24 protein-coding genes, 1 tRNA gene and 2 pseudogenes are annotated in these 23809 nt (G+C 63.2%); 9 read left to right on the forward strand and 18 right to left on the reverse strand.

Translation table 11 applies throughout. The features are described 5' to 3' along the window. The first annotated feature begins 57 nt into the window (after positions 1-57). Positions 58-1428, forward strand: a complete 1371-nt coding sequence (locus tag SO180_RS30695) for an autotransporter outer membrane beta-barrel domain-containing protein (protein ID WP_449382574.1) — start codon at positions 58-60, stop codon at positions 1426-1428. 9 nt (positions 1429-1437) lie between these two features. Here the strand turns inward: SO180_RS30695 and SO180_RS30700 are convergent, their stop codons facing one another. The 6 genes from SO180_RS30700 to SO180_RS30725 are packed head-to-tail and all read right to left on the reverse strand — an operon-like array spanning position 1438 to position 8041. After that, positions 1438-2235, reverse strand: coding sequence for an MBL fold metallo-hydrolase (locus tag SO180_RS30700; RefSeq protein WP_449382575.1), 798 nt, complete (start codon positions 2233-2235; stop codon positions 1438-1440). A gap of 14 nt (positions 2236-2249) precedes the next feature. Beyond that, positions 2250-3026: a TatD family hydrolase gene (locus SO180_RS30705; RefSeq protein WP_449382576.1), complete on the reverse strand. Its 777-nt coding sequence runs from the start codon at positions 3024-3026 to the stop codon at positions 2250-2252. Positions 3027-3036: 10 nt separating this feature from the next. Beyond that, positions 3037-5007 carry a methionine--tRNA ligase gene (gene metG, locus SO180_RS30710; RefSeq protein ID WP_449382577.1) on the reverse strand — a complete coding sequence of 657 codons (1971 nt, stop codon included), beginning with the start codon at positions 5005-5007 and terminating at the stop codon, positions 3037-3039. A 42-nt stretch (positions 5008-5049) separates the two neighbouring features. Beyond that, positions 5050-6096: a DNA polymerase III subunit delta' gene (locus tag SO180_RS30715; protein WP_449382578.1), complete on the reverse strand. Its 1047-nt coding sequence runs from the start codon at positions 6094-6096 to the stop codon at positions 5050-5052. Then, the gene (gene tmk / locus SO180_RS30720) at positions 6093-6779 is read right to left on the reverse strand and encodes a dTMP kinase (protein ID WP_449382579.1); all 687 of its coding nucleotides are present in this window, start codon (positions 6777-6779) and stop codon (positions 6093-6095) included. Before tmk ends, SO180_RS30715 begins: the two co-directional genes overlap by 4 nt. Before the next feature lie 2 nt (positions 6780-6781). Next, positions 6782-8041 carry a D-alanyl-D-alanine carboxypeptidase family protein gene (locus tag SO180_RS30725; protein ID WP_449382580.1) on the reverse strand — a complete coding sequence of 420 codons (1260 nt, stop codon included), beginning with the start codon at positions 8039-8041 and terminating at the stop codon, positions 6782-6784. A 154-nt stretch (positions 8042-8195) separates the two neighbouring features. Between SO180_RS30725 and SO180_RS30730 the strand changes: the two genes are divergently transcribed. Then, complete coding sequence (locus tag SO180_RS30730; protein WP_449382581.1) at positions 8196-9152, forward strand: alpha/beta fold hydrolase; 957 nt, start codon at positions 8196-8198, stop codon at positions 9150-9152. Here the strand turns inward: SO180_RS30730 and SO180_RS30735 are convergent. Beyond that, the gene (locus SO180_RS30735; RefSeq protein ID WP_449382582.1) at positions 9146-10060 is read right to left on the reverse strand and encodes a septal ring lytic transglycosylase RlpA family protein; all 915 of its coding nucleotides are present in this window, start codon (positions 10058-10060) and stop codon (positions 9146-9148) included. The genes SO180_RS30730 and SO180_RS30735 overlap by 7 nt on opposite strands. A gap of 831 nt (positions 10061-10891) precedes the next feature. Between SO180_RS30735 and SO180_RS30740 the strand changes: the two genes are divergently transcribed. Continuing rightward, the gene (locus SO180_RS30740) at positions 10892-11023 is read left to right on the forward strand and encodes a hypothetical protein (RefSeq protein ID WP_256375276.1); all 132 of its coding nucleotides are present in this window, start codon (positions 10892-10894) and stop codon (positions 11021-11023) included. A 27-nt stretch (positions 11024-11050) separates the two neighbouring features. Here SO180_RS30740 and SO180_RS30745 read toward each other — a convergent pair whose 3' ends face one another. Next, positions 11051-11317, reverse strand: coding sequence for a hypothetical protein (locus tag SO180_RS30745; protein WP_449382583.1), 267 nt, complete (start codon positions 11315-11317; stop codon positions 11051-11053). Between the two features lie 158 nt (positions 11318-11475). Here SO180_RS30745 and SO180_RS30750 point away from each other — a divergent pair, with 158 nt between their 5' ends. Further along, complete coding sequence (locus tag SO180_RS30750) at positions 11476-12060, forward strand: TIGR00645 family protein (protein WP_449382584.1); 585 nt, start codon at positions 11476-11478, stop codon at positions 12058-12060. Here the strand turns inward: SO180_RS30750 and SO180_RS30755 are convergent. Then, positions 12057-12374 carry a DUF1476 domain-containing protein gene (locus SO180_RS30755; protein WP_449382585.1) on the reverse strand — a complete coding sequence of 106 codons (318 nt, stop codon included), beginning with the start codon at positions 12372-12374 and terminating at the stop codon, positions 12057-12059. The genes SO180_RS30750 and SO180_RS30755 overlap by 4 nt on opposite strands. 233 nt (positions 12375-12607) lie before the next feature. Between SO180_RS30755 and SO180_RS30760 the strand changes: the two genes are divergently transcribed. The 5 genes from SO180_RS30760 (at position 12608) to SO180_RS30780 (ending at position 15299) form a co-directional block, all read left to right on the forward strand. Continuing rightward, positions 12608-12832: a hypothetical protein gene (locus SO180_RS30760; RefSeq protein ID WP_449382586.1), complete on the forward strand. Its 225-nt coding sequence runs from the start codon at positions 12608-12610 to the stop codon at positions 12830-12832. A gap of 365 nt (positions 12833-13197) precedes the next feature. Continuing rightward, positions 13198-13485 (forward strand): DUF3551 domain-containing protein, encoded by a 288-nt coding sequence (locus SO180_RS30765; RefSeq protein ID WP_449382587.1) that lies wholly within the window; start codon positions 13198-13200, stop codon positions 13483-13485. A 358-nt stretch (positions 13486-13843) separates the two neighbouring features. Next, positions 13844-14011 carry a hypothetical protein gene (locus SO180_RS30770; protein WP_449382588.1) on the forward strand — a complete coding sequence of 56 codons (168 nt, stop codon included), beginning with the start codon at positions 13844-13846 and terminating at the stop codon, positions 14009-14011. A gap of 430 nt (positions 14012-14441) precedes the next feature. Next, positions 14442-14894 (forward strand): hypothetical protein, encoded by a 453-nt coding sequence (locus SO180_RS30775; RefSeq protein ID WP_449382589.1) that lies wholly within the window; start codon positions 14442-14444, stop codon positions 14892-14894. 168 nt (positions 14895-15062) lie between these two features. Continuing rightward, entirely contained in the window at positions 15063-15299 is a 237-nt protein-coding gene (locus SO180_RS30780; RefSeq protein WP_449382590.1) for a hypothetical protein, read from the forward strand. Positions 15300-16367: 1068 nt separating this feature from the next. Here the strand turns inward: SO180_RS30780 and SO180_RS30785 are convergent. The 9 genes and pseudogenes from SO180_RS30785 to SO180_RS30825 form a co-directional block, all read right to left on the reverse strand. Next, positions 16368-16673, reverse strand: coding sequence for a hypothetical protein (locus SO180_RS30785; protein WP_449382591.1), 306 nt, complete (start codon positions 16671-16673; stop codon positions 16368-16370). 625 nt (positions 16674-17298) lie between these two features. Continuing rightward, positions 17299-17577 (reverse strand): hypothetical protein, encoded by a 279-nt coding sequence (locus SO180_RS30790; protein WP_449382592.1) that lies wholly within the window; start codon positions 17575-17577, stop codon positions 17299-17301. 410 nt (positions 17578-17987) lie between these two features. Next, positions 17988-18173 carry a hypothetical protein gene (locus SO180_RS30795; protein ID WP_449382593.1) on the reverse strand — a complete coding sequence of 62 codons (186 nt, stop codon included), beginning with the start codon at positions 18171-18173 and terminating at the stop codon, positions 17988-17990. Between the two features lie 480 nt (positions 18174-18653). Continuing rightward, positions 18654-18743: transfer RNA gene (locus SO180_RS30800), tRNA-Ser, on the reverse strand. Between the two features lie 315 nt (positions 18744-19058). Continuing rightward, complete coding sequence (locus tag SO180_RS30805; RefSeq protein ID WP_449382599.1) at positions 19059-19385, reverse strand: hypothetical protein; 327 nt, start codon at positions 19383-19385, stop codon at positions 19059-19061. A gap of 229 nt (positions 19386-19614) precedes the next feature. Next, complete coding sequence (ilvD, locus tag SO180_RS30810; protein WP_449382594.1) at positions 19615-21465, reverse strand: dihydroxy-acid dehydratase; 1851 nt, start codon at positions 21463-21465, stop codon at positions 19615-19617. 207 nt (positions 21466-21672) lie between these two features. After that, positions 21673-22203 (reverse strand): annotated as a pseudogene (locus tag SO180_RS30815) (ABC transporter permease); the annotation flags it as partial. After that, positions 22180-22410 (reverse strand): annotated as a pseudogene (locus SO180_RS30820) (ABC transporter substrate-binding protein); the annotation flags it as partial. The pseudogenes SO180_RS30815 and SO180_RS30820, both read right to left, overlap by 24 nt. A 30-nt stretch (positions 22411-22440) precedes the next feature. After that, on the reverse strand, positions 22441-23262 hold the full coding sequence (locus SO180_RS30825; protein WP_449382595.1) for a sugar phosphate isomerase/epimerase family protein: 822 nt from the start codon (positions 23260-23262) through the stop codon (positions 22441-22443). Between the last annotated feature and the right edge of the window lie 547 nt (positions 23263-23809).

Genomic DNA, 23809 nt, shown 5'->3' on the forward strand with positions numbered 1-23809 from the left:
CGCTTCATGCGATATGTCTTGCGCACAGACGCATCTTTGCGTCTGGCGCCGCTATTGATGATCGGATTGCTGCCGGGCATCGCGCACGCGCAAGGCCTGCCGGAGGCTCCCGTCGGTGCGCCTGCGCCGGAGCAGACCACCGCTCCCACACCTTCCCCGCAAGTAACCCAAACGCCCGCAGGTCCGGCGTCGCCAGCGACCACGAGTGCGGGCAACGCGGCCGCCCTCAGCAGCAGCGTCGTCACGGGCGGCACGACCTCACCTCCCGCCGGCAGCAATCCAACCAGTCAGCCGAGCATCGCTGCTACGGCCATGGCGCCGCCTTCGGGTGTGAACGCCGGCTTCAGCCTGGCATCTCCGTCCGGGCCGTTGGCGCTGGCGCAGGCCGAAACCGCGCAAGCGACTTTCCTCGCAATGACGCAGTTCACACAGACGCTGCTTGATCCTGCGATCGACGGCCGAGCAGCGGACGCCTCGCCAGCGCTCGCCGACGAAACATTGGCAGCCTACGCGGCAATCCCGTCAGATCGAATGCGCGGCGGTGTCGGGCGCGAGGTCTACGAGGCCGTCTACGGCAAAATGCCCCTCACCGGCTCCTCTTATGCGCCGCATTGGAACGTCTGGGCTTCGGGCATCGGCGGCTCGCAAGTGGCGGGCAGCAACGCCGCGCCGGGCGCGGGTTCATCGAGCCGGATTTTTGCAACCGCGGTCGGCGCCGATTACTCCCTGTCGCCGCAAACGCGGCTTGGCTTTGCGATGGCCGGCGGCGGCACCAATTTCGCCGGCAGCGCCGGCAGCGGCCGCTCCGATCTGTTTCAGGCAGGCGCCTTCGTCAGGCGTACGGTCGGGCAGGCCTATGTCGCCACAGCGCTCGCCTATGGCTGGCAGGCGATCACCAGCGATCATCCCGGCATCGACCAACTCAATGCGGCCTTCAACGCCAATGCCTATTCCGGCCGTGTCGAGACCGGCTACCGCTTCACGACGCCTTGGCTCGGCGTGACCGCCTACGCCGCTGGACAGTTCATGGCCTTCAGCCTGCCGGCCAATGCGACCCAACCGACTTTTGCTACGAACGCCTTTGTAGCGGCCTTCGGCAGCGATCGTGTCACCGATAGCCGCAGCGAACTGGGCATGCGCACCAACACGTCCTTCGCGCTCCAGGGCGGTGTGCTGAATTTACGCACGCACCTCACATGGGCGCATGATTTCAGCGCCGCAAGCACGGTTGCACCGGCCTTCCAGGCGCTGCCCGGGCTCGGCTACGTCGCCAGCGGGGCGGCGCTGGCACCGAACGCAGCGCTTGCGGGCGGGGCGATCGAATTGAAATGGCTCAACGGCTGGGCCGCGGCCGCAAGCTTCGACGGCGAATTCGCCAGTCAGGTGCGGTCCTATACCGGCAAGGCCGTCATGCGCTACGCCTGGTAGGACTCACGCTCAACGCGTTTCCAGCCGCATACCGTCATACGCCGGCACCACGCCCGCCGGCAGCTTATGCCTCACCACCTCGTAATCGACGTCCGCGGTCATGTTGGTGATGACGGCGCGCTTCGGCTTGAAGCGCTCGATCCAGGACAGCGCGTCGTTGATGCTGAAATGGCTGACGTGACCGGTGTAACGCAGGCCATCGACGATCCACAGATCTAGATTTTCCAGGGCGCCCCAGCTTTCGCGCGGAATGTCGTTGAGGTCGGGCGTGTAGGCGGCATCGCCAATGCGGTAGCCGAGCGCGGGGATCTGGCCGTGCTGCACGAGGAAGGCCGTCATCTTCACCGCGCCCCCCTTCCCCAAAATGGTCTGGGTCTCGCCCGCCTCGATGGAGTGCCGCGTCAGGATTGGCGGATAGTCGCTGCCCTCCGGCGAGATGAAACAATAGGAGAACCGCGCCATGATGTCCTTGGCGGTCGACTGATTGAAATAGGTCGGAATGCGCTTGCGCATATGCAGCACGACCGAGCGCAGATCGTCCATGCCGTGGGTCTGGTCGGCATGCTCATGGGTCAGGAACACGGCGTCGATGTGATCGACATTGGCGTCGATGAGCTGCTCGCGCAGGTCGGGCGAGGTGTCGATCACGATCCGCGTGGTGCCGTGCTCGCCGGCCTGCTCGACCAGCAGTGAGCAGCGGCGGCGGCGGTTCTTTGGATTGTTGGGATCGCAGGCGCCCCAGCCGAGCGCCGGGCGCGGCACGCCGGCAGAGGAGCCGCAGCCCAGAATCGTCAGCGTCAGTGTCATGCGGCGTCCCTGGTTCAGGCCTTCACCCTGGAGAACAGGCGGAAGAAGTTTTCGGTGGTCTGGCGCGAGATCTGCTCGAGCGATACGCCGCGCGTCTCGGCGAGCACCTTTGCTACCTCCACAACATAAGCCGGCTCGTTGCGTTTTCCCCGGAATTTGCCCGGCGCGAGATAGGGCGAATCCGTTTCCACGAGGATGCGGTCCGCTGGAAGCTCGGCCGCGAGCGCGCGCAAGGCTTCCGACTTCTTGAAGGTCAGGATGCCCGTGAAACCGATGTATAGCCCGAGTGAAATCGCTTTCAGCGCAAGCTCACGTCCGCCGGTGTAACAATGCAGCACGGCGGCAAATGATCCTTTCGCGACTTCCTCCTCCAGGATGCGCCCACAATCCTCGTCCGCCTCGCGGGTGTGGATCACGAGCGGCAGGCCGGTTGCGCGTGCCGCGGCAATATGGGCGCGAAAGCCCCTCGCCTGCGCCTGCGGCGAGCCGTTGTCGTAGAAATAGTCAAGCCCAGCCTCCCCAAGCGCAACTACTTTGGGATGCTTCGTCAGCGCGATCAGCTCGTCCGGCGGGATGCCGTCCTCTTCATCCGCATTGTGCGGATGGGTGCCGACCGAACAATAGACATTGTCGTAGCGCTCGGCGATCGAGATGAGCTGGTCGAGCTTGCGCACCCGCGTCGAGATCGTGACCATGCGGCCAACGCCTGCGGCAGCCGCACGCGACACGATCCCGTCGAGATCGTCCGAGAAATCCGGAAAATCCAGATGGCAGTGACTGTCGACCAGCATCGTCCGGGCCTTAGGCAGCCGACTCGACGTAGCGCGGGAACGCCGGCGTCGGCGCAGGAAGCGCCGAGCCGGGCGCGATCCGCTTCTCGCCGCCGAGCATCGCGAAGGTGCGTTCGCCTTCGGGGATACCGAGGCTATCGAGCAGCTTGGCCGAGGCGCTCGGCATCGCGGGCTGGGTCAGGACCGCGATCTGACGCACGACTTCGGCGGTCACATACAGGACCGTCTTCTGCCGCGCCGGATCGGTCTTCGCCAGCGCCCAGGGCGCCTCGCCCGCGAAATAGCGGTTGGCTTCGGCGACCACGGCCCATACCGCGTTGAGCCATTGATGGATTTGCTGCGTCGCCATCGCTTCGCGCGCAAGCGCGATCATGCCGTCAGCCTGCGCCAGCATCGCCTTGTCGTTGTCGCTGAACTCGCCGGGCTCCGGGAGCACGCCACCGAGCTGCTTGGCGATCATCGACAGCGAGCGCTGTGCGAGATTGCCGAGATCGTTGGCGAGATCCGCATTGATGCGCGCGACGATGGCTTCATGGTTGTAGTTGCCATCCTGGCCGTACGGCACCTCGCGCAGAAAGAAATAGCGCATTTGGTCGACGCCATACTGATCCGCGAGATTGAAGGGATCGACGACATTGCCGACCGACTTCGACATCTTCTCGCCCCTGTTGAACAGGAAGCCATGGGCATAGACCCGCTTCGGCACGGGAATGCCGGCTGACATCAGGAATGCAGGCCAGTAGACTGCATGGAAGCGGATGATGTCCTTGCCGATGATATGGACATCGGCCGGCCAATAGCGCCAATTGCCATCGCTCTCGTCGGGAAAGCCGACGCCGGTGATGTAGTTGGTCAGCGCATCGACCCAGACATACATCACGTGTTCTTCGTCGCCGGGCACTTTCACGCCCCAGTCGAAGGTGGTGCGCGAGATCGAGAGATCGCGCAGGCCGCTTCTGACGAAGCTCACCACCTCGTTCTTGCGCGCATCCGGACCGATGAACTCGGGATTGTCCTCATAGAGCTTCAGGAGCCTGTCCTGATAGGCAGACAATCGGAAGAAATAGCTCTTCTCCTCCACCCATTCGACCGGCGTACCCTGCGGGCCGAGCCGCACGCCGTCATCGTTCAGGCGCGTCTCGTCCTCAGCATAGTACGCCTCGTCGCGCACCGAGTACCAGCCGGCGTAGGTGTCGACGTAGATGTCGTCGCTCGCAGCCATCCGCCGCCAGATCTCCTGGCTGGAGCGATGATGCTGCTCCTCGGTGGTGCGGATGAAACGGTCGAACGAGACGTCGAGCCGCTGATCCATCTCCCTGAAGCGGTTGGCGTTACGCGTCGCGAGCGCCGACGGCGTCAGCCCCTCGTTCTGCGCGGTCTGGATCATCTTCAGCCCGTGCTCGTCGGTACCGGTCAGGAAGAACACGTCCTTGCCCTCGAGCCGCGCAAAGCGCGCGAGCACGTCGGCCGAGATCGCCTCGTAGGCGTGGCCGATATGGGGCTGACCATTGGGATAGGCGATCGCGGTCGTGATGTAGAAGGCATTTTCGCGCGACGGCGCGGCCACTGGCGCGGCGGCCTGCGGAGCGACTACTTTCTTCGCAGGCGTGCGCGGCGCTTTCGGCTTCGCAACTTTCGGAAGAGCCGCGGCGGCGGCCGGCGCCGCGGGAGGCGCAGCCACCACGGTCGTCGTCACGGCCTTGGCCGGTTTCCCGGCGGCCTTCTTCTTGGCCGCGAGCTGCTTCTTCGCGCTCTCCTTACTGGCCTTCTTCGGCGTCTTGGTCACGCGCGCCTTGGCCTTGGACTTCTTCGCTGTCTTGGCAGCAACCTTGCTGGTCTTTTTGACAGCCTTGCGCGCTCGCGACTTGGCCGACCGCTTCGCAGCCTTCTTGGCGGTTTTCTTGGCCGTTTTCTTGGCGGTCTTCTTCGCAGCCTTTTTGCCGCTCTTGCGTTTGACGGTTTTCTTAGCTCGCGTTGCCACCACGAATTCCTTTACGGCTCTCAAAAAAATGGAAACCAGCGCCTAGCGCGTTGCGTCCGCGAGCCAGCCGAACACCGAAAAAACCAGCGGCTTGCGCTCCAGATTGTAGGTTTCGGTGTCGCGTGCGGCGCGGACGATCTTTTCCCATACCTCCGCAAGCCGTGCAAGGCGCGGCAGGTTCTGGTTGGCGCTGGCCTCATCCGCATGCAACCGCTCGGCGATCCAGCGGTCGATGCCGTCGATGAAGGCCGCGAGCGCCACGCGGTCGCTGGTGCCAAGCGAATCGCCGAGCGTGTGTAACTCCTTTGGATCGACCTGCGGCAGGCGCGCAAGCAGCGCCGCGGTACGCTGCTGGAGCTTCAGCGCATCGCCGCCGAGCAGCGTCAGCGCCCGTGCGACGCTGCCCTCGGCAGCCTCTGCCGCCTCTCGCAGAGCTGGATCGCTCACGTCAAGATCGGCGGCCACGGCCGCAGCGCCGATCACGTCGTCGATCGCCAGCGAGCGCAGCCGCAGCTTGCGGCAGCGCGACTGGATCGTCGCCAGCACCCGCGCCGGCGCGTGGCTGACCAACAGGAACAGCGATTGCTGCGGCGGCTCCTCAAGGATCTTCAGCAGCGCGTTCGCCGCGTTCGGATTGAGCTCGTCGACGGTATCGACGATGCAGACGCGCCAGCCTTCGGCAGCCGCCGTCGAGCCGAAAAACGCTATCGTCTCGCGCGTCTCGTCGACCGTGATGACCGTCCGCATTACGCCGCGATCGTTCGCAGTGCGCTCGAGCGTCAACAGTCCGCCATGTGAGCCGGCGGCAACCTGGCGCGCCACGGCGTCGTTCGGATCGATCGACAGATCCTCGGCCCGCTGCACGGCGGGCCCGAGCGGCTGGCCGTGTGCGAGCACGAAACGCGCCATCCGGTACGCCAGCGTCGCCTTGCCGATACCTTGCGGTCCGCCGATCAGCCAGGCATGCGGAATGCGCCCGCTGCGATAGGCGGTGAGCAGCGCCACTTCGGCTTCGCGATGGCCGAACAGGCGGCTGGTCTCGCGCGGATGCGGGATCGCGGTCTCGCGCTCGGTCTGGCGCGGGCTCATGCGGACGCAGCCTTCGTCGGCGCGCTGAACACGCGATCGCGCAACGCCGCCCAGATTCGCGCGGCGACCGTGTCCGCGTCGCCGCTGGCGTCGATCAGCACGCAGCGACCGGGATCGCCGGCTGCGATCTTGCGATAGGCCTCGCGCAGATCCTGGTGGAATTTCAGGCTCTCGCCCTCGAAGCGATCCGGCGTGCCGCTACCACGCCGAGCGGCCGCGCGTTGGAGACCGATCTCAACCGGCAGATCGAGGATGATCGTGACGTCCGGCTTGAGATCTCCAATCGTGACCCGCTGCATCGCGTTGATGACACCTTCGGGCACGCTGCCGAGGCTGCCCTGATAGGCTCGCGTCGAGTCGGCGAAACGATCGCACAGGACCCACGTGCCCTGGTTGAGTGCCGGCTCGATCACGGTGCGGACATGGTCGTCGCGGGCGGCCGCGAACAACAGCGTCTCGGCATCCGGCCCGAGCAGCTTGCCCATCCCGGACAGCACGAGATGGCGCATGATCTCGGCGCCCGGCGAACCGCCAGGCTCGCGGGTGACGATGGTCTTCAGCTTCATGGCGTTGAGCCGGTCGGCGAGCCGCTTGATCTGGGTCGATTTGCCGGAGCCCTCGCCGCCTTCAAAGGTGATGAATCGCCCGCGCCCCGACGGCGGCTTCATTGCAATCTCGCTCATGGTCAGAGCTTCTCGGCGCCCGCGCGGAACATGCCGATCACGAGCTCGCTCGCGCCGTCGATCGCGCGCCGCACGGTTGAGCCGGTGCCGATTGCCTCCGCCGCATAGACCGGTGTCTCCACCGCGATTTGGCCGCTGCGCCAGACCCGCACGACGCCGACCGGCTGTCCCTCCTGGACCGGCGCGCGCACCGGGCCGCTATAGACGATGCGCGCGATCAGCTTGTCGCCGCCGTTCTTGTGCACCATCACCTTGACCGGGGTTTTGGCGACGAGCTTGACCGAGCGGCTCTCGCCGCCGAACACCTTTGCATAGCCCACCGGCTGATCGGCCGCGATCAGCGTCCGGGTCTCGAAGTTGCGAAAGCCCCATTCCAGCATCTTCTTGGCTTCGGTGGCGCGATCCTCGGAGTCCTCAAGACCGTTGACGACGACGATCAGCCGCGTGCCGTTCTGCACGGCCGAGCCGACCATGCCGTAGCCACCCTCCTTGGTGAAGCCGGTCTTCAGACCGTCGGCGCCTTCCATGGCGTTGAGCAGCGGGTTGCGGTTGGGCTGGCGAATCTTGTTCCAAGTGAACTCCTTCTCGCCGAACAGCTTATAGAACTCCGGATAATCCAGGATGATGTGGCGCGCGAGAACGCCGAGCTCGCGCACCGTCATCTTGTTGCCGGGATCGGGCAGCCCGTTCGAATTGGCGAATGTCGATTTGGTCAGGCCAAGCTCGCGGGCGCGCTTGGTCATGAAATCGGTGGCGAAAAGGCGCTCGTTGCCGGCCAAGCCCTCGGCAAGCGCAATGCAGGCGTCGTTGCCGCTCTGGATGATCGCGCCATGCAGGAGATCGTCGACCGATACCTTGCTGTTGATCGCGGCGAACATGGTCGAACTGCCGGAGGGCGCACCGCCCTTCCGCCAGGCATTCTCGCTGATCCGGTACTCGTCGGTCAGCTTGACGTCGCCCTTCTTGACGGCATTGAAGACGACCTCTGCGGTCATCAGCTTCATCATGCTGGAGGGCGCGCGCAGCTCGTCGGCATTCTTCTCGAACAGCACGCTGCCGCTCGACGCTTCGATCAGGATCGCGGTGGGTGCGTCGCCGTCGAAGCCGGCTTCTTCCTTCTTGGCGCCCTGCACGCTTTGATTGGCAGCATAGAGCACCCCGCCCCAGCCGAGGCTCAAGGCCACGCCGACCGCAACGAGCCCGCGCGCGAGCCACCCGGCGGCGAACCGGGATGGTCGGATCGGAGGAAAGCGAAATACCATGGCGAAGCCCCGAGAGCGGCGTTCTAACAGTTGGCCCCCGCGCAAACAACACGGGGAACCGGATCATCACCCGAAGATTGCACAGGTGGGCCGGCATCCTTATCGTGGCGCCTCACGATTTCCGACCAAACCTCTGAAAGAAGGCGGAAAAGCGATGTCCTCCTCCCGCGTGATCCCAGCCAATGGGATCGATCTTTTCATCCGCGAACAGGGCCAGGGACCGCTCGTGGTTCTCTGCCACGGTTGGCCTGAGCTCTCCTACTCCTGGCGTCACCAGATCCCGGCGCTGGCGGCAGCCGGTTTCCGTGTCGTTGCTCCGGACATGCGGGGCTACGGCCGGACCACCGCACCGTCGAATGTTGCCGCCTACTCCATCCTCGACACGGTCGGTGACGTCGTTGCCCTGGTGCAGGCACTTGGCGAGACCAAGGCCATGGTCATCGGCCACGACTGGGGCGCGCCGGTGGCCTGGCATGCGGCGCTGTTCCGGCCGGACATGTTCACGGCGGTGGCGGGCCTGAGCGTTCCGCCGTCGTTCCGCGGTCGCGGTAAGCCGCTCGACCTGTTGCGTGAGAACGGCATTACCAATTTCTACTGGCAGTACTTTCAGACGCCCGGCGTTGCCGAGGCTGAGCTCGAGCGCGATGTCGCCCACACCATGCGCGTCGTACTGGGCGGGCGCGGACTGTCCGACCCGACGGCGGCGATGTTCGTTCAGGACGACAAGGGCTTTCTCGGCCACGCCAGCGGCTCGGAGCCGCTGCCGGGCTGGCTGACAGAGGCAGACCTTGCCTATTTCACCGAGGCCTATCGCAAGTCCGGCTTCCGCGGCGGCCTCAACTGGTACCGCAACTTGGACCGCAATTGGGAGCTGACCGCGCCTTGGCAGAATGCGCAGATCCATCAGCCCTCGCTGTTCATCGCCGGCTCCAAGGACGGCGTGATCACCGGTCTGATCGGCGCCAAGCGCGTCAATGAGCTCGAGCGCGTGCTGCCCAACCTGAAGCGCAAGCTGATCATCGACGGTGCCGGCCACTGGGTGCAGCAGGAGCGGCCCGACGAGGTCAATACGGCCCTGGTGAAGTTCCTGAAGGAAAGCGCGGCTCAGTAGAGCCCGCGGCCGCTCAGGATGTTGCGCGCCTCTGCCGCGCCGTCGTCGGAGACATAGGCTGCCGATGGCGCCGCATCCGACGTATCGCGGCCGTCCTGGTCGTAGGACACCGCCCGCGCGTTGTGGAGCGCACGGCCGCGGCTGCGGCTCGAAGCCGACATTTCCGAGGTCGCGTTGATCGAGGCCACATCCGCCGAAGTATTGCCGAGGCTGTAGGGCCGCCCTTCCGGCAACGGAACCTCGCCACGGATCGCACCATGGCTGGAGGCTGACAGCTCCGGGACGAAGGGCCTTGCCGAGGCGACGCGGACCATGGAGGGGGTCGGCGCCGGAATGCCGGTGCGCAAGGTGGCCATCAGCTGGCGGTCGTCGGATCCCTCAAGCGGCGCCCGGCCAACATACTCGACGCGGACCTTGGCAACACCGTTGCCTTTGAATTCAAGCAGTTCAGCGGCCTTATTCGAGACGTCGATGAGGCGGTTGCCGTGATACGGCCCGCGGTCATTGACCCGGACGATCAGCGACTTGCCATTGGAAAGATTCGTCACCCGCGCGTAGCACGGCATTGGCAAGGTCGGGTGCGCCGCAGTGAGCGAGCCCATGTCGAAGATCTCGCCATTGGCTGTCAGGCGTCCGTGGAAATCGTCGCCGTACCAGGAAGCGAGGCCCTCGGCGCGGTAGTTGGCGTCTTCCTCCGGCACGTATGTCTTGCCGGCCACCACATAGGGCTTGCCGATGCGGTAGGTGCCGCCGCCCTTGGGCACGGGATCGCCCCAGGCCACCACGCGCGGGCTGGAGGATACGCCGTATTTCGGATCGACGCGGCTGGCGAATTTGCCCGATGAGGCACAGTTGGCGAGCACGAGGCAGGTCGCGGCAGCCGCAACACCACGCGCGGCCCGCACCATCGAATCTGACCGTCGGATCCCCATTCGCCCCAATACCATCTCGCCGGACGCGTGCCCACAAGGAGGCCTTCTGCCGGACTTGCCCGAAACGGCCCACCACCGGTTCGGAAGTGGTGACAATATCGCAACGCGATCACGGCGGAAATGGGGAGCGCGCGACTCTCGCGCCGAGATGGTAAACCAGAGGTTGGCATTCTCTCCGTTGATCTACGGAGCACCGGCGCGCCAAGCGCCCTATTCCCGTCCCAGTCCTGGACAAACTGTTGCGCCAAATCCTCACTGCCTGCCGATTGCAAGTGCGCACATTGGAATCCTTTTGACTGTGCAAGGCGGTACGCGTTTTGTCGCGTGTGCGAGGGGCGCAACGGAAGTTTGCGATGATTGAGACGGTTTCAGCACTGATGGGTCTGGTAAGCGCGGGGATTTTTCTGGCCCATGCGTTCGAAGGATACCGCACGAGGGCATAATGCCTCGCGCGGAAGCATCACCTCTTTCAGTTGAGCGCGTTCGGAAACTTTTAATCAATCCGGTCGAGCATCGAGTAAGAGAGCGGCAGGTGTACTATGCGCAATCATGATCTGGTGTCCGACGGCTTTCTGGCGTTGACCGCAGGCGGCTTGGTTCTGCTCTGCTCGAGTCTGATGGCCTTGGCGTTCGCCTGAGAGCGCCAACCTTTCCATTATCCATCTGCCGCGATGTTGCGGCGCAATAGCCTGCCGATCGGCCTGTGCAGAGTTTTCGGATCGCCCGCCTCCCTTTTAGTTGATTGAATTTCCGCCTCTCGCGCCTCGACTCATTTCAAGAGGCCATCACCAACGAGGGTGACGAGACATGCTTGCCGAGAAATTCTTCCTGGTTCTGGAAACGCTGATCCGGACGAGCCGCACTTATCCGGACGGAAGTCCCCGCGTCGTCAGCAGTTCCCCGCACGTGCCGGTCAAGCTGCCGAGCGAGAGCAAGTAGCTCACGAGGCACGCGGCCAGGTGCAGCTCAGCGCACGCCCAGCACCGAGCCGCGATAGCCGCTGCTCTTAGCTTCGTTGAGGCAGACGAAGCTGCCATCAAAGCCCTGCCCGTAGAGCTTCTGGCCCTTGGCGTAGTAGCGTCCCTTTCTGAAATCCAGCCACACCACCCTGTCGTTCGGACAATAGCGTTGCGCCTGGTCCGCGTAGCGAAATGGCGTCAGCGGCACCGCGGCCGCTTCGGTGATTACGGCTCCGCAGAGCACGATGGTCGCAACAGCCGCAATCGTCCGCACGATGTCTCCAATGATCTCAGCTGAAAATCAGCGCCGCCCGGAAGTCAGAATAGCATCATGCCGCAGGCGGCGCATGATCCTGACGTCACGTCTTCCGCAGGCCATCATGTCGGGCTACATCTGGCCACCGTGCAACCGAAGCGGGGAATTGCCTGAAAATGTCGAGCGAGCCTGAGACGACGAGCCAGCCCCGCCTTCCGGCCTCGCCGCGCCTGCGCGCGCTGCCGATGGTCATCTTCGGCTCGCGCTGGCTGCAATTGCCGCTCTATCTTGGGCTGATCGTTGCGCAGTGCGTCTACATTGCGCTGTTCGTCAAGGAGCTCTGGCATCTGTCCTGGCACGCGCTCGATCTGACCGAGCAGCAGATCATGATGAGCGTGCTGGCGCTGATCGACGTGGTCATGATCTCGAATCTGCTGGTCATGGTGATCGTCGGCGGCTACGAGACCTTTGTCTCGCGGCTCGATCTCCAGGGCCATCCGGACGAGCCGGAATGGCTCGGCCACGTCAATGCAAGCGTGCTGAAGATCAAGCTCGCGATGGCCATCATCGGCATCTCCTCGATCGCGCTGCTACGCACCTTCATCGAGGCCGGCAATCTCGGCTCAGGCCGCGCCAGCTTTACCGAGCAGGGCGTGATGTGGCAGGTCCTGATTCACATCACCTTCGTAGCATCAGCGATCGGGATCGCTTTCGTCGATCGCCTGAGCGACACGGCCACGCGCAATCACGAACAACCCTAGTCGGGGCCCTTCAGCTGCTGTACGGCCTGGTGCAGGAATTCCTGAAGCTTCTGTGCAACCTGCTCGGGCGTGATGCCCTTGCCGGCGAGATCGCCTGAGACCTTTGCCAGGACATCATCGACCGTCTTGTTGTCCAGATTGGCGGTCACGAGCTCCGTCGAATAGCGGCTTGCGGCATCGCCGCTCAGTCCGAGCTGCCCTGCGGCCCACATGCCGAGCAGCTTGTTGGACCGGGCCGTGGCTTTGAACATGAGCTCCTCGTCGTGAACGAATTTGGCTTCAAAGCCCTGCTCGCGCTTGTCGAACGTGGTCATGATCAGGCTCCCTCCCGTTGCGATCGTCTCCGTGGTCGCTTTGCCATCTGCCTTGGTTGCCTGGTCGAGTCGCCGGCCGAACGATGGAACCGTCGGTGCGGGCCGTCGGGGATCAGGTCATGCGCTGGACTATAGCACAGGCGGGGGTGACCAGCCTGGGGCCAGCACGGCCTGATTTACCGCGCATTAAGGAGAATCGCGGTTGGGTTATCCTCAACCATCGGGGACAGCGCATGAGCAGAGAGCTGCGGGAATTCCGCCGTTTGGAGCGTGTGTGTCTGGAGCAGGCGGAGCTCTCCACCCTCGACCTCGCGCGGATCGGCCTGCTGAAGGTTGCCGCGGATTGCCGCGTCGCGGCGGAAGCGATTGAAGCCAGATCGTCGACACGTTCGACCGCGGGCTTGATCGCGGCGCTGAAGCATTCCTTCAGTCCCGCGCGCTCATCCCGCCGGCATTGAACAAAAACGCCGCCTGACCGGATTCCAATAGCGAGATTTGCCTCATTCTGATTGCGGCCCAGTCCAAGCCTGGGCCGCTGCGCAGACAAGTGAAGCACCTCGCCTCGGCTCCACGCAAAAACACCCCCGGCATAGCAACAGCCGGGGGTGCGTTTTTAAATAATGGATAAGTAAAGCAATGCGTGATCTGTAGCAGGGGATCGGCATTCCGGATGTGAGGCAGTTCACACATGGCGAGAAAAAAATCGCGCCTGGGTGGACTGGCGAGCCACTTGGCTTGATCCTCCACGCGCTTGATCGCGTTGAGGCGGCGTGTGGGATGGCTCGAGGGCTTGCCCGCCGCCAAAGACCTTAGGACAGGAGATATGATCATGCGCATGACGTTAGCCATCTTGGCCCTGCTGGTCGCGGCAACAGCCGCTCGCGCAGGCTCCGCCCTTCCCGCCTCCTATGATTACCCCTGGTGCGTCTTTGGCGGACAGCTCGGCTGGTCTGGAGACTGCTCGTATGAAACGAAGGCGCAGTGCCTGGCGTCCGCTTCGGGCCGGTGGAACACCTATTGCGATCTGAACCCGCGCGTCCTCTTCCAGCAGCAGCAACAGACCGGACAGCAGCCGGGCGCGCAGCAGCCCCGGGTGTACCGCAGGCAGTGAAACTTCCGCCCCGACACACGCCGATCAGAGCATCGGCGTTGAAAAACCGCCGCGGGACCGGCGCGGACCACGCTTAAACAAAAATATCGAAAACAACCCCATGCACAGTAGCGCGGGCGTTGCCGGCGAGGGTTGCCTCGGCGGCGCCCGCAATTGACGCGTCGGGCAAATTGCCGGCACAACGATCGGACCCAGCCGCACGCGCCAAAGGCTTGTCTTGCCGCGGTCGCTTGGCGCGATCGCTTGGCACTATCTCTTGGCACGATCGTGAGAATGCCTGGACCGATAGTCCTCGCGCTGCCGTCATAAATCCGCAATTCTACGGCGCTGTGCCCCTTCCAAAACACCGGGGTAAGGAATGACCGAACGGACACAACCAGGAACGACGCCACGTGATCGCATCCTGGAAGCGGCTCGAAGGGAACTCAGTGAATTCGAGCGGCGAGAGATCGAGTTTCGCAAGAAGGATCGCGAAGAACGCGCGGCCGAGCTTCGGCTCCCGTTGAAGGAAATCAAAATCCACTGACGTTGAAAGCTGATTAAAGCTGATTGCGGGGATCACCCAACTCGTGCCCGCGTTGCGGACAGACGCGCGGTCGGAATCCGAAAGACGCGCGAATAGCCTACGCGGCAGTTGGCCGCGGCGGCGAATAAGGAAACGCGGCACCATGCACAACGTCTTCCTCGGCATTACCTTCATTGGAGTCGTCGTGATCGTCTTTACTGCTCTCGTCGCCCTGGAAAGGATAATCGGATAGTGGCCCTCAGCACTGAGACTTTGCCGGGGCAAAGGAGGCGTCGACGGAAGTCTCCCCTCAGCGCGGTGCTTTCTCTCGCGCAGCATTCAGATCCGCTTTTATTCCCGGCACCGCCGCTTCGTTGGCGGGCTCTCGACTTGGGGGCGGCTCGTTGAGATCGCGAGCCCATGGCGCGCCCGATCGAATTGTCGGCCTCGCATGGTCAGAATTCACGCAAGCAGAGACAAGAACACCAACAAGGGTCAGCGAACCTGCCCATGTCATGACCCGGATGCGCATCCGGATCCAACCGATTACCCCGAGAATCGATCCTCCGTTTCACAATCACCGATCGAGGGAATTTTGGGAAACGGGCCCGCTTCCCCAGCAAAACTGGCGCTCAGCGGCTTCTCCGCGACTGATATCGCTTCGCTGCTACTTTCAGGACGCCTTGTGGCCGCTCAGAGGTTGAGGGACACTGTTCTCATTTCAGGCAGTCATTTTGGGGGGCAAATCATGCCCAAGATTCTGGAAGATCTATTGTGGTGCGCGGCGCTGGCGACTTGGCTGATGCTTTTCTGCGGCTTCGCCGTCGCCGCGGTGCGGCCACTTGCAAAGACCATTCGTCAGCAGATCGGGATGCGGCTGAGGTCGAAAGAGAAGCGAAGCTGAGCAGCGACGCTTCGGCCAAACTCGTTGTCGTCGGTCCGACGCGGGTCGCATTCAAGATGTGACGCGCATCAGGAACGTGGCAGGCCTGCGTCGCCGCCCTGCCCGCCCGCGGAACTATTTACATATGTGGGACATTTCAGCTTACGGGCAGGCTCTTGGAGCTTTGGAATGGGTATGCTCGACCCTGGTCGATTTCTGATCTCGTGTCCGCAATGCGAAGCTTGGCCGATGTCGGCCAACCTCAAGCATGCGAGCTGGTCGAGCCGACCGCATGAGGTGAAGTTCGTCTGTCCGAAGTGCCGCCGTCAGGAGGTCGCCATCATCTCTCCATCCGGCGAACTGACGCCGATCAAGCCGCGCGCCGCGCCCTCCCAAGCGGCGCAGGCGAAAGGTCGGGTCCTTTGATCGTGAGGCCACGTCGGGCTGGCAACTTCTTTCGCAGGCCCGAGCCGCAGCTTACTCAAAGGGTCCCGATGATCGCGCCCAAACAGACGAAGAAAATCCCGCCATAGAGGATGGCGGGCTCACTTCTCACCCCATGCGGCATCGCCAAGCGACTCGCCACCTTGATCTAGATCAAAGGATATCCAGGCCGAGGGTACTCACTTTTGAGATGCGAAAGCTTCAACCTGACAGCTGGGTTTTCATCGCATGGTACTCTTGGCTGATCGTGCTGCTCGCGACCATTGCCTACGTAGTTTCCCATTGAAAACAGGTTTGGCTCTCGAATCGATTCACATATGCGCTCGCCGGAAGGCCTCTAGGAAACCAGGCAATTCCGGGGGCGAGCTTTTTCATTTCGTATTTTTGAAACCGGGGAAGGCCGCTGGTCATGGCGGCGGCCTTGCGCCTCGAACGCACAGACGGAGTTAGGACGAGCGGCAATTTGCGCCGTGGCGTCGCTCTATTTCCTAATCGTGGAAAGCGCGATGAGATTAGGGTGAATCGCCAGCGCACCTTGGGTTGTTGTTTGAGCATGATCTCCGCGCAAGCGCGTTCCTGGCGTGCTGCCGAAAAACGGCCCCAGCACCACCTACAATGCCGGGGCCGTTGGAGTTTTGCTTGGCGGTATTGGCTGGCCAAGCCGAGCGAGCCTAGAGCGGTCCGGCATTTTGTAATGTCCAATTTTGCACAGAGGAACAGATTCAAATTTGCCGACTTTTCTCGATCTGATTTGCATTTTAAAGCGGCGTATGCAGACGTTGGTAGCCTTCTCTCGCCGGGCAGACGTTTGAATTCCCGATCTACTGTTGCACCCGGGGCTGGTCGCAGCTTGAGGCTTTGGCTGCGAGTTCATTTCAACACGGAATTAGATCAGCGCTTTCGAATTGAGGCCGCCTTCCGAGGCGGCCTCCTTGTGTCGACGGCCTTCACCGGTTGTGCTTCCTGTGCGAACGGCGCCGGCCGACGCGGGACCCGCCCCAAACGCACGGGATACGGCCGACAGTTTTTCGCTCGGATCGTCCGGAAGGGTCATAACGGCCTTGGCAGCAACAGGATCAGCAGCAGCGCCAAGGTAAAATCCAAAGCAAGCGCGAAGCTGAGGCGATCGGCCAATATCGAGAAGATGTTCCTGACCGACGTGGTTGGCTGCTGCCCCAAGCGACCGTCATCCCTGGTATGTGAAACATTCGGCTGTGGAGGCCCGAGATATGGCGCATATGCCAAATATTCGACGTGTCGTCTGCGTGAGACGACTTCTCGGGTGCCGTAACCAACGGCAAAACCCAACCCGACTGCCGCGAACAGAATTGCCAATCCAAGCATAGAATAACCCACCGCTGCCTCGCCTCGGTTTTCGTTAACCCAGATTGGCCGAATTCGATCCTAAGCGGGGTCAGTTCCCGCCAGCCTTTCCCCACGTCCGCAATGGCTCGCGGCCGTTGCGAGCCTCTTTGCGAGGTTCTTGGGAAGTCGCTTTGATTGCGGCATGTCGTCCGCGCAATAGACCACGACGCCGCTCACGCGCATCGCGCGCATCTTGCCGGTAGGCATATGACGTCGACCAGGGCGCGGCCGTCTACTTCTGCCGGACACGGCGACGATCGGCCCCGCCACTCGTGAGACACACGGTGGATTTTGTGTTTCGGTTGGAGTGAACTCCGCTGTGCCGCTAGCGAACCCAGAGGGCCACGAGGGCACACGCGAAGCCTACCGTTAGGATGCTCGCAGCCGTTGCCGTGACCAGATCAATTGACCAGTGGTGTCCTTTTCCACCGATCAAATCGAAGTGCCTGGAGCGGCTGTCGTCCTTGAATGTCTGAAGGCGCATGACACGCACTCCCATGTGCGCGCGTTCGGCAAGGATTTAATCGGCGACAACCCAGATAGTTCCTTATGTCCCTTCGCCTGTCCGGGAAGCCGCCGCGCGCAAGCTGGTCGAGATCGCGGCTCACATCAAGATCTATTGCCGTTCCTCGTATTTCTTGCAGCGAGGATCGCCTGGTTTCACCCGGGCAATCTCCTGCAACGACGGCGGCGATCCACAAGTTAGCAGCGTGTATTCCTTGTAGGAAGGCGCAGGCACGCGCCAGCAAAGAGCCTCGCCGGCGGGCACGTCGTACGAATCCCCGCTGCGTAGAGTATAGCTACACGACGACACAGACTGTTTGGTCTTGTCTTGTGCATGAGCGAGGGTTAGCCCAGCTGATAATGCGAAGAACGCCACCAAGAACAGGCGCATTTTTCTCTCCCTTGCAACCGCGTGGTCGCAGGCCCCGGAAACATGGCGGGGGTCGGTGCCACGACGGCACTGTCAAGTTGTCAACATACAGCTCCCCGAAGCGTCCGCGAAGTGCTGACTTCCTCATCTTGTGCCCGGTACCCTCTAGCCTGCCGGCAAGAATAGACGTGGTTGCACAGGGCTGGGGAGCGGCTTTGACGATCCGATCGAGGCCAACGGCCGCAAGCTGGTGATGCTGCGTGATGCCGGCGAGTACATCGCTGCGCTGCCGCAGAAGGAGCACGACGCGCCAGAATGGCAGGCTGCAAGGCGGCCCGAACCGCGGAAGTTGCTCAGACGCGACTTGGCGAGAACGATCCCGAGGGGGCGCCTGCGCGTATGAGGCGATAGGCGCGCGCCGGCGTGAGCCACTAACTGCCAGTCGCCTTTCGCCTCTCGAGCAGCGCCATCTCTACCTGATCCGCAAGAACTGTGAGGTGAGCGGCGAGGCGATCAAACAAGTCGCGTTTGTCTCTGTCGGTCGCCAGATCGCGGATCAAGGCGCACTCTGCCGCGTCCCTGCGCAGCTTCTCGAGCTGGGCTTGATAGTCTTTCATCGCTACGGTCCCCGCGCCGCATCTTACCAATGTCGGCATCGCGATACCGGAAGTCAATTCTCCTATGTTAAGGCTCGCCAGCGTGAACCGGCAGTCACGCGACGTTTTCCCGCATTGATCAGCCGTCGATAGGTTTGTAACTCAAGGTGGGGCCGCCGACCCTGTGCAACGGCCAGCGGCCCCTGCCGGCCACTTCCAATTGCCCTGCCTCAACAGAAGCGATGGCCGACGCAAATTAGTACGATTAGGGGCCCGCCAGGTTCCGCCGGCGGGCCTCGTCGTTCCCGTACATGCCGTTCTCGAAGATCGCGGGCGCGATCGGCAATGGTCCCCGTGAGGCAGTGCATTCCGTCCAGCACTATCTCTGCATCCGGTTGCGCCAGCACCATGCAGCGCGGAGATCGCCTCCGCTGGCGTGAGGCCAAACCGATCGCGCGAATCTTTGATTCGGGCCGCTCGGCTTCCGGATCCGAGCTGCATTGGCGGAAGGGGTGGGATTCGAACCCACGGTACCCTTGCGGGCACGCCGGTTTTCAAGACCGGTGCCTTAAACCACTCGGCCACCCTTCCAAATCAGGAATTTCAGTCGCTTAACGCAGGCAGTCCGCAAAGGCAACGCGAAGTTGGACTGGTCCGGCTGGCAGGTGTCGTCGCCCACCGGAACCACCTGTAAGGTCGCTGTCAGCTTGCCCGCTTAGCTTGCGAAGCCTGCAACGGCCCTCGTCACGTGGCCGGACACAATCAATTCCCGACATCGGCGCCGCCGCCCAGGGCGTCGCCGATTACGAGGCCCGGCTGGACTAGTCTCCAACTCCGGGCCTCGTTCGCTTCAAACGAAAGCGCAGCGCCAGGGGCGCCACGCTTTTTGTCTGCTCTGATTCTGGTTCAGTAGCCGCCGCAGGACGCGCAGGGCGAGACGACGGGGGCATAATAAGAGTAGCCGGGCGAGACCATCTCGACGCGCTGGCGCGTCGCGTATTGCGGCGGGATTCGCTCGTACTGCACGCCGGCCGGCGCGACCATCACGGTCTGCGGCACCATCACGGTGCGGTACTGCGCGGGCGTGCGATGCGCAACGACGGAGCCAGGCGAGACCATCACGGTCTCATCGACGGTGCGATATTGCGGCGCCACGTATTGCTGCTGGTAGCAGGTCGTGCACGGCGGCGGGGTGTAGCAATTGTAGCAGCCGGCGGACGCCGCGCCCGTCATGGCAATGGCGACGGTTGCACTGGCGAAAACGACGGCAATGGTACGAGACATGGTGGTTGGTGCCCCAGTTACGCGGGAAATGACTTGGATCGGTGGGTCGGCACGCAGCAGTATATGCTGCGAAATCCGCATCGATGAAAGTTCGTTGGGGCATCCTTAACGGGACCGCGCAATCGCGGCCGGTCGATAAGAACTCATTGACCAAGGATCGTAGCCCGCACGTGCGAGCTTAGTTCGAGCGCCGCTTGACCTCGCGCACCGCGCCGCGCGCGGCGCTGGTGGTCAGTGCGGCATAGGCTTGCAGCGCAGTCGAGACGTTGCGCTTGCGGTTCTGCGGCTGCCAGGCCGCATCGCCCTTCGCCTGCTCCGCCGCGCGGCGCTTGCTCAGTTCCTCGTCGGAGACTTCGAGCTGGATGCTGCGGTTCGGGATGTCGATCGCGATGCGATCGCCGTCGCGCACCAGGCCAATGTTGCCGCCCTCGGCGGCTTCCGGCGACAGATGCCCGATCGACAGGCCCGAGGAGCCGCCGGAGAAGCGGCCATCGGTGACGAGCGCGCAGGCTTTGCCGAGCCCGACCGACTTCAGGTAGCTGGTCGGATAGAGCATCTCCTGCATGCCGGGGCCGCCGCGCGGACCCTCATAGCGGACGACGACGACTTCGCCAGCAACGACCTTGCCACCCAGGATGCCTTCGACCGCAGCGTCCTGGCTTTCGAACACGCGGGCCGGGCCCGAGAATTTCAGGATCGAGGCATCGACGCCCGCCGTCTTCACAATGCAGCCGTCTTGCGCAAGGTTGCCATAGAGCACGGCGAGGCCACCATCCTTGCTGAAGGCGTGTTCGAGATCGCGCACCACGCCCTTCTCGCGGTCGAGATCGAGCTCCTCATAGCGGCGCTCCTGGCTGAAGGCCACTTGCGTCGGAATGCCACCGGGCGAAGCGCGATAGAAGGTGCGGACCTGTTCGCTCTTCGAGCGCTTGACGTCCCAGCGCTCCAGCGCGTCGGCCATGGTCGGTGCGTGCACGGTAGAGACCTTGGTGTCGATCAGGCCGGCGCGGTCGAGCTCGCCCAGAATGGCCATGATGCCGCCGGCGCGATGCACATCCTCGACATGGACGTCGGCGACGGAAGGCGCGACCTTGCACAGCACGGGCACGCGGCGCGACAGGCGGTCGATGTCGCGCATGGTGAACTCGACCTGCCCTTCATGGGCTGCGGCGAGGAGATGCAGCACGGTGTTGGTCGAGCCGCCCATCGCGATATCCAGCGTCATGGCGTTCTCGAACGCCTTGAAGTTGGCGACGTTGCGCGGCAGCACGCTGGCATCGTCCTGCTCGTAGTAGCGGCGGACGAGGTCGACGATGGTGTGACCGGCCTCGACGAAAAGGCGCTTGCGATCGGCATGGGTCGCGACCACCGAACCGTTGCCGGGCAGCGCGAGACCCAGCGCCTCGGTGAGACAGTTCATCGAATTGGCGGTGAACATGCCGGAGCACGAGCCGCAGGTCGGGCAGGCCGAGCGCTCGATCACCTTGACGTCGTCATCGCTGACCTTGGAGTCGGCCGCCGCAACCATCGCGTCGATCAGGTCGACCGCGTGTGTCTTGCCGTGCAGCTTGACCTTGCCGGCCTCCATCGGGCCGCCCGAGACGAACACCGCGGGGATGTTGAGCCGCAGCGCCGCCATCAGCATGCCAGGCGTGATCTTGTCGCAATTGGAGATGCAGACGAGCCCATCGGCGCAATGGGCGTTGGCCATGTACTCGACGCTGTCGGCGATCAATTCGCGCGACGGCAGGCTGTACAGCATGCCGTCATGGCCCATGGCGATGCCATCGTCGACCGCGATGGTGTTGAATTCTTTGGCGACGCCGCCGGCCTGCTCGATCTCGCGCGCGACGAGCTGGCCGAGATCCTTGAGGTGGACGTGGCCGGGCACGAACTGGGTGAAGGAGTTGACCACCGCGATGATCGGCTTGCCGAAATCCGCATCCTTCATGCCCGTCGCACGCCAGAGGCCGCGCGCGCCCGCCATGTTGCGGCCGTGGGTGGTGGTGCGGGAGCGATAGGCTGGCATGGCGGTTTCCGTCCTCGTTGGGTGGGCCTGGCGGGAAATTTTGAAGCCGCCTCAGGCCTTTCCGGCCGGATAGCGCACGGGACCGAAGGGCGCAACGAGAACTTGCCTCGAAACCGCCCAGATCGACCCGGTGCAGGCCTCCCCTGCTCCCGACGCGGGCTTTTCGTAGTCCGGATCCGCTTCGCTCCATCCGGGCTGCAAGTGCCCCTATTGCAGGGTCGGATCGAGCTTATCGCGCAGCCAGTCGCCGATGATGGAGACTGCGAGCGTGGTCACGACCATCGTTGTGGCTGGCGCCAGCATGATCCAAGGCGCCCGGGTCAGGTACTCCCGCCCATAGCCGACCATGTTGCCGAGGCTGGTCATCGGCGGCTGAACGCCCAGCTCAAGGAAGGACAGACCGGACTCCATCAGGATCACCTCGGGGAAGACCAGTGTCGTGGAGACGATCAGGGTCGAGGCGATGTTGGGCAGGATGTGCCCGAGGTAAATCCGACTCGGCGTCGCGCCGAGCTGGCGGACGGCGGCCGCATAGCCCTGCGCATGGGCCGATATCGCGAGGCCCCGCGCGATGCGGGCATAGCGCTCCCAGCCGAACAGGCCCATGAGCAGCGTCAGGGAGTTGCCGAAGAAGGCGAGCACCGCGAGCGCCATGATCAAGAACGGCATGCTCGCCTGGAAGTCGGACAGCATCAGCACGAGTTGCTCGACCGCATTGCCGCGGAAATTCTTCGAGATCAGCCTTCCCAGATCGAGGAGAAGAATACGCGCTCCCCAACGTTCGACTGCTCGCGCAGCACGTCGAGCACGTTTGTGTTCGTGACCTTCTGTACCGCGATCGTGACCGAGGGACGGTTGTCGCCCTGCGCCATCGAGAACCGCGGCAGGAGCTGCCGGCGGCCGCCGTGCCGGATTTCAGGATGGTCGACGTGTGAGCTTGCTCATGACGATGACCCCTGCCCTTATTTGTGTTGGTTATTCAGCGAGACCGAGCGACTTGAGATGTGCCGCTGCCGTGCGGACGTGATCGTGATTGCGCAGCTCGAGGATCAGCCGCGGATGGGAATTGAGGCGCCCCAGCGCACGGAACACCGCCGGCCAGCGGATATTGCCCTCACCCGGCGCCCAATGGCGGTCGGCGAAGCCGTCGGTGTCCTGGAGGTGCACATGCGTCAGCATGTCGCCGGCCGCGTCGACGTAGTAGTCGACCGGCGGCGCGCCGGTGGAAACATGGGCGTAGTTGGCGTGACCGGTATCGAGCGAGACGCGCACTTTCGGGCTCTCGAGCGCTTTCGCAAGGCGCACGCGATCACGGGGATCCTTGTCCTCGATGTTCTCGATCACGATCTCGCAGCCGCTTTGCTCGGCCCGCGCGATCACTTCGGCAAGCGTTGCGCGCACCCGCTCGACCAGGTTGCCGCGGCTCTCTGGGTAAAGATCGAGATTGTTGTGATCCCAGGTCGTGAACGGCGAATGGATCACCATCTGCGTCGCACCGAGAAATTCGGCTGCGTCGAGGCCCTGGAGAAGTCGCTTCGTGACAGCCTGGCGGATCATCGGATCATGGCTGTCGATCGTGAAGCCCCAGAATGGGCCGTGGATGCCGAGCCGGCCGGTGTGGCCCGCGAGCATCTGCTTGATCTCGCTCGCAGTGGCGCGCCAGTCGCTGTCGAGCAGGTCCGCGCGGAAGAAATCCTGGATCTCGAGGTCGCGCTGGCGTTCGAGGAGCCAGTCACGGTGCGCAGGGATCGATTTGATTGACAGGGCAGCGCCCAGCACAGGCAGCACAGCGGACATGTCTTGAACTCCCTTGGCCATCGCGTGATGACATCGGCAGCGCTAACGCGGTTCAGTGACACGCCGGTGAAAGGCAGGTTCCCGACGTTCAGGGAGATGTGGTCATCGCGCCGGCCTCGGCACACGCGTGCGTGGCACTGAGACGGCAGTTCACGTCCGTAATGACGCGGATAGCAGCGCCCGATAATTTCGCGTATCTCCGCGCGACCGACGGCCAACACGCATCACACTTTCCTGGCCGCGTCACATGGGCGGGGGCCTCATGAGGCGGGGGATGAAGTCACGAGGTCCGGACTCCTAGGCACTCCGGACCTCGTGGCAGCTCATCCCCATCTAAACGCCATCGAATCTCCCTTACATTGCAGATGAGTTCGCGCATTTATGACGCTCGATTCTGAGCCGGAAAAATGCGCGAGAAAATCGATTTGGGTCCCTTTTTGGGTCCACGTCGGTTCGGAACGGCCTTGTATTGGCGCTCCGTGCGAGAACGATGGGTAGTCCCTTGCCGATCAGTGCAATTACTTGCCGTCATCCTGATATCCTGGTC

This window comes from Bradyrhizobium sp. UFLA05-112 (assembly GCF_053572325.1).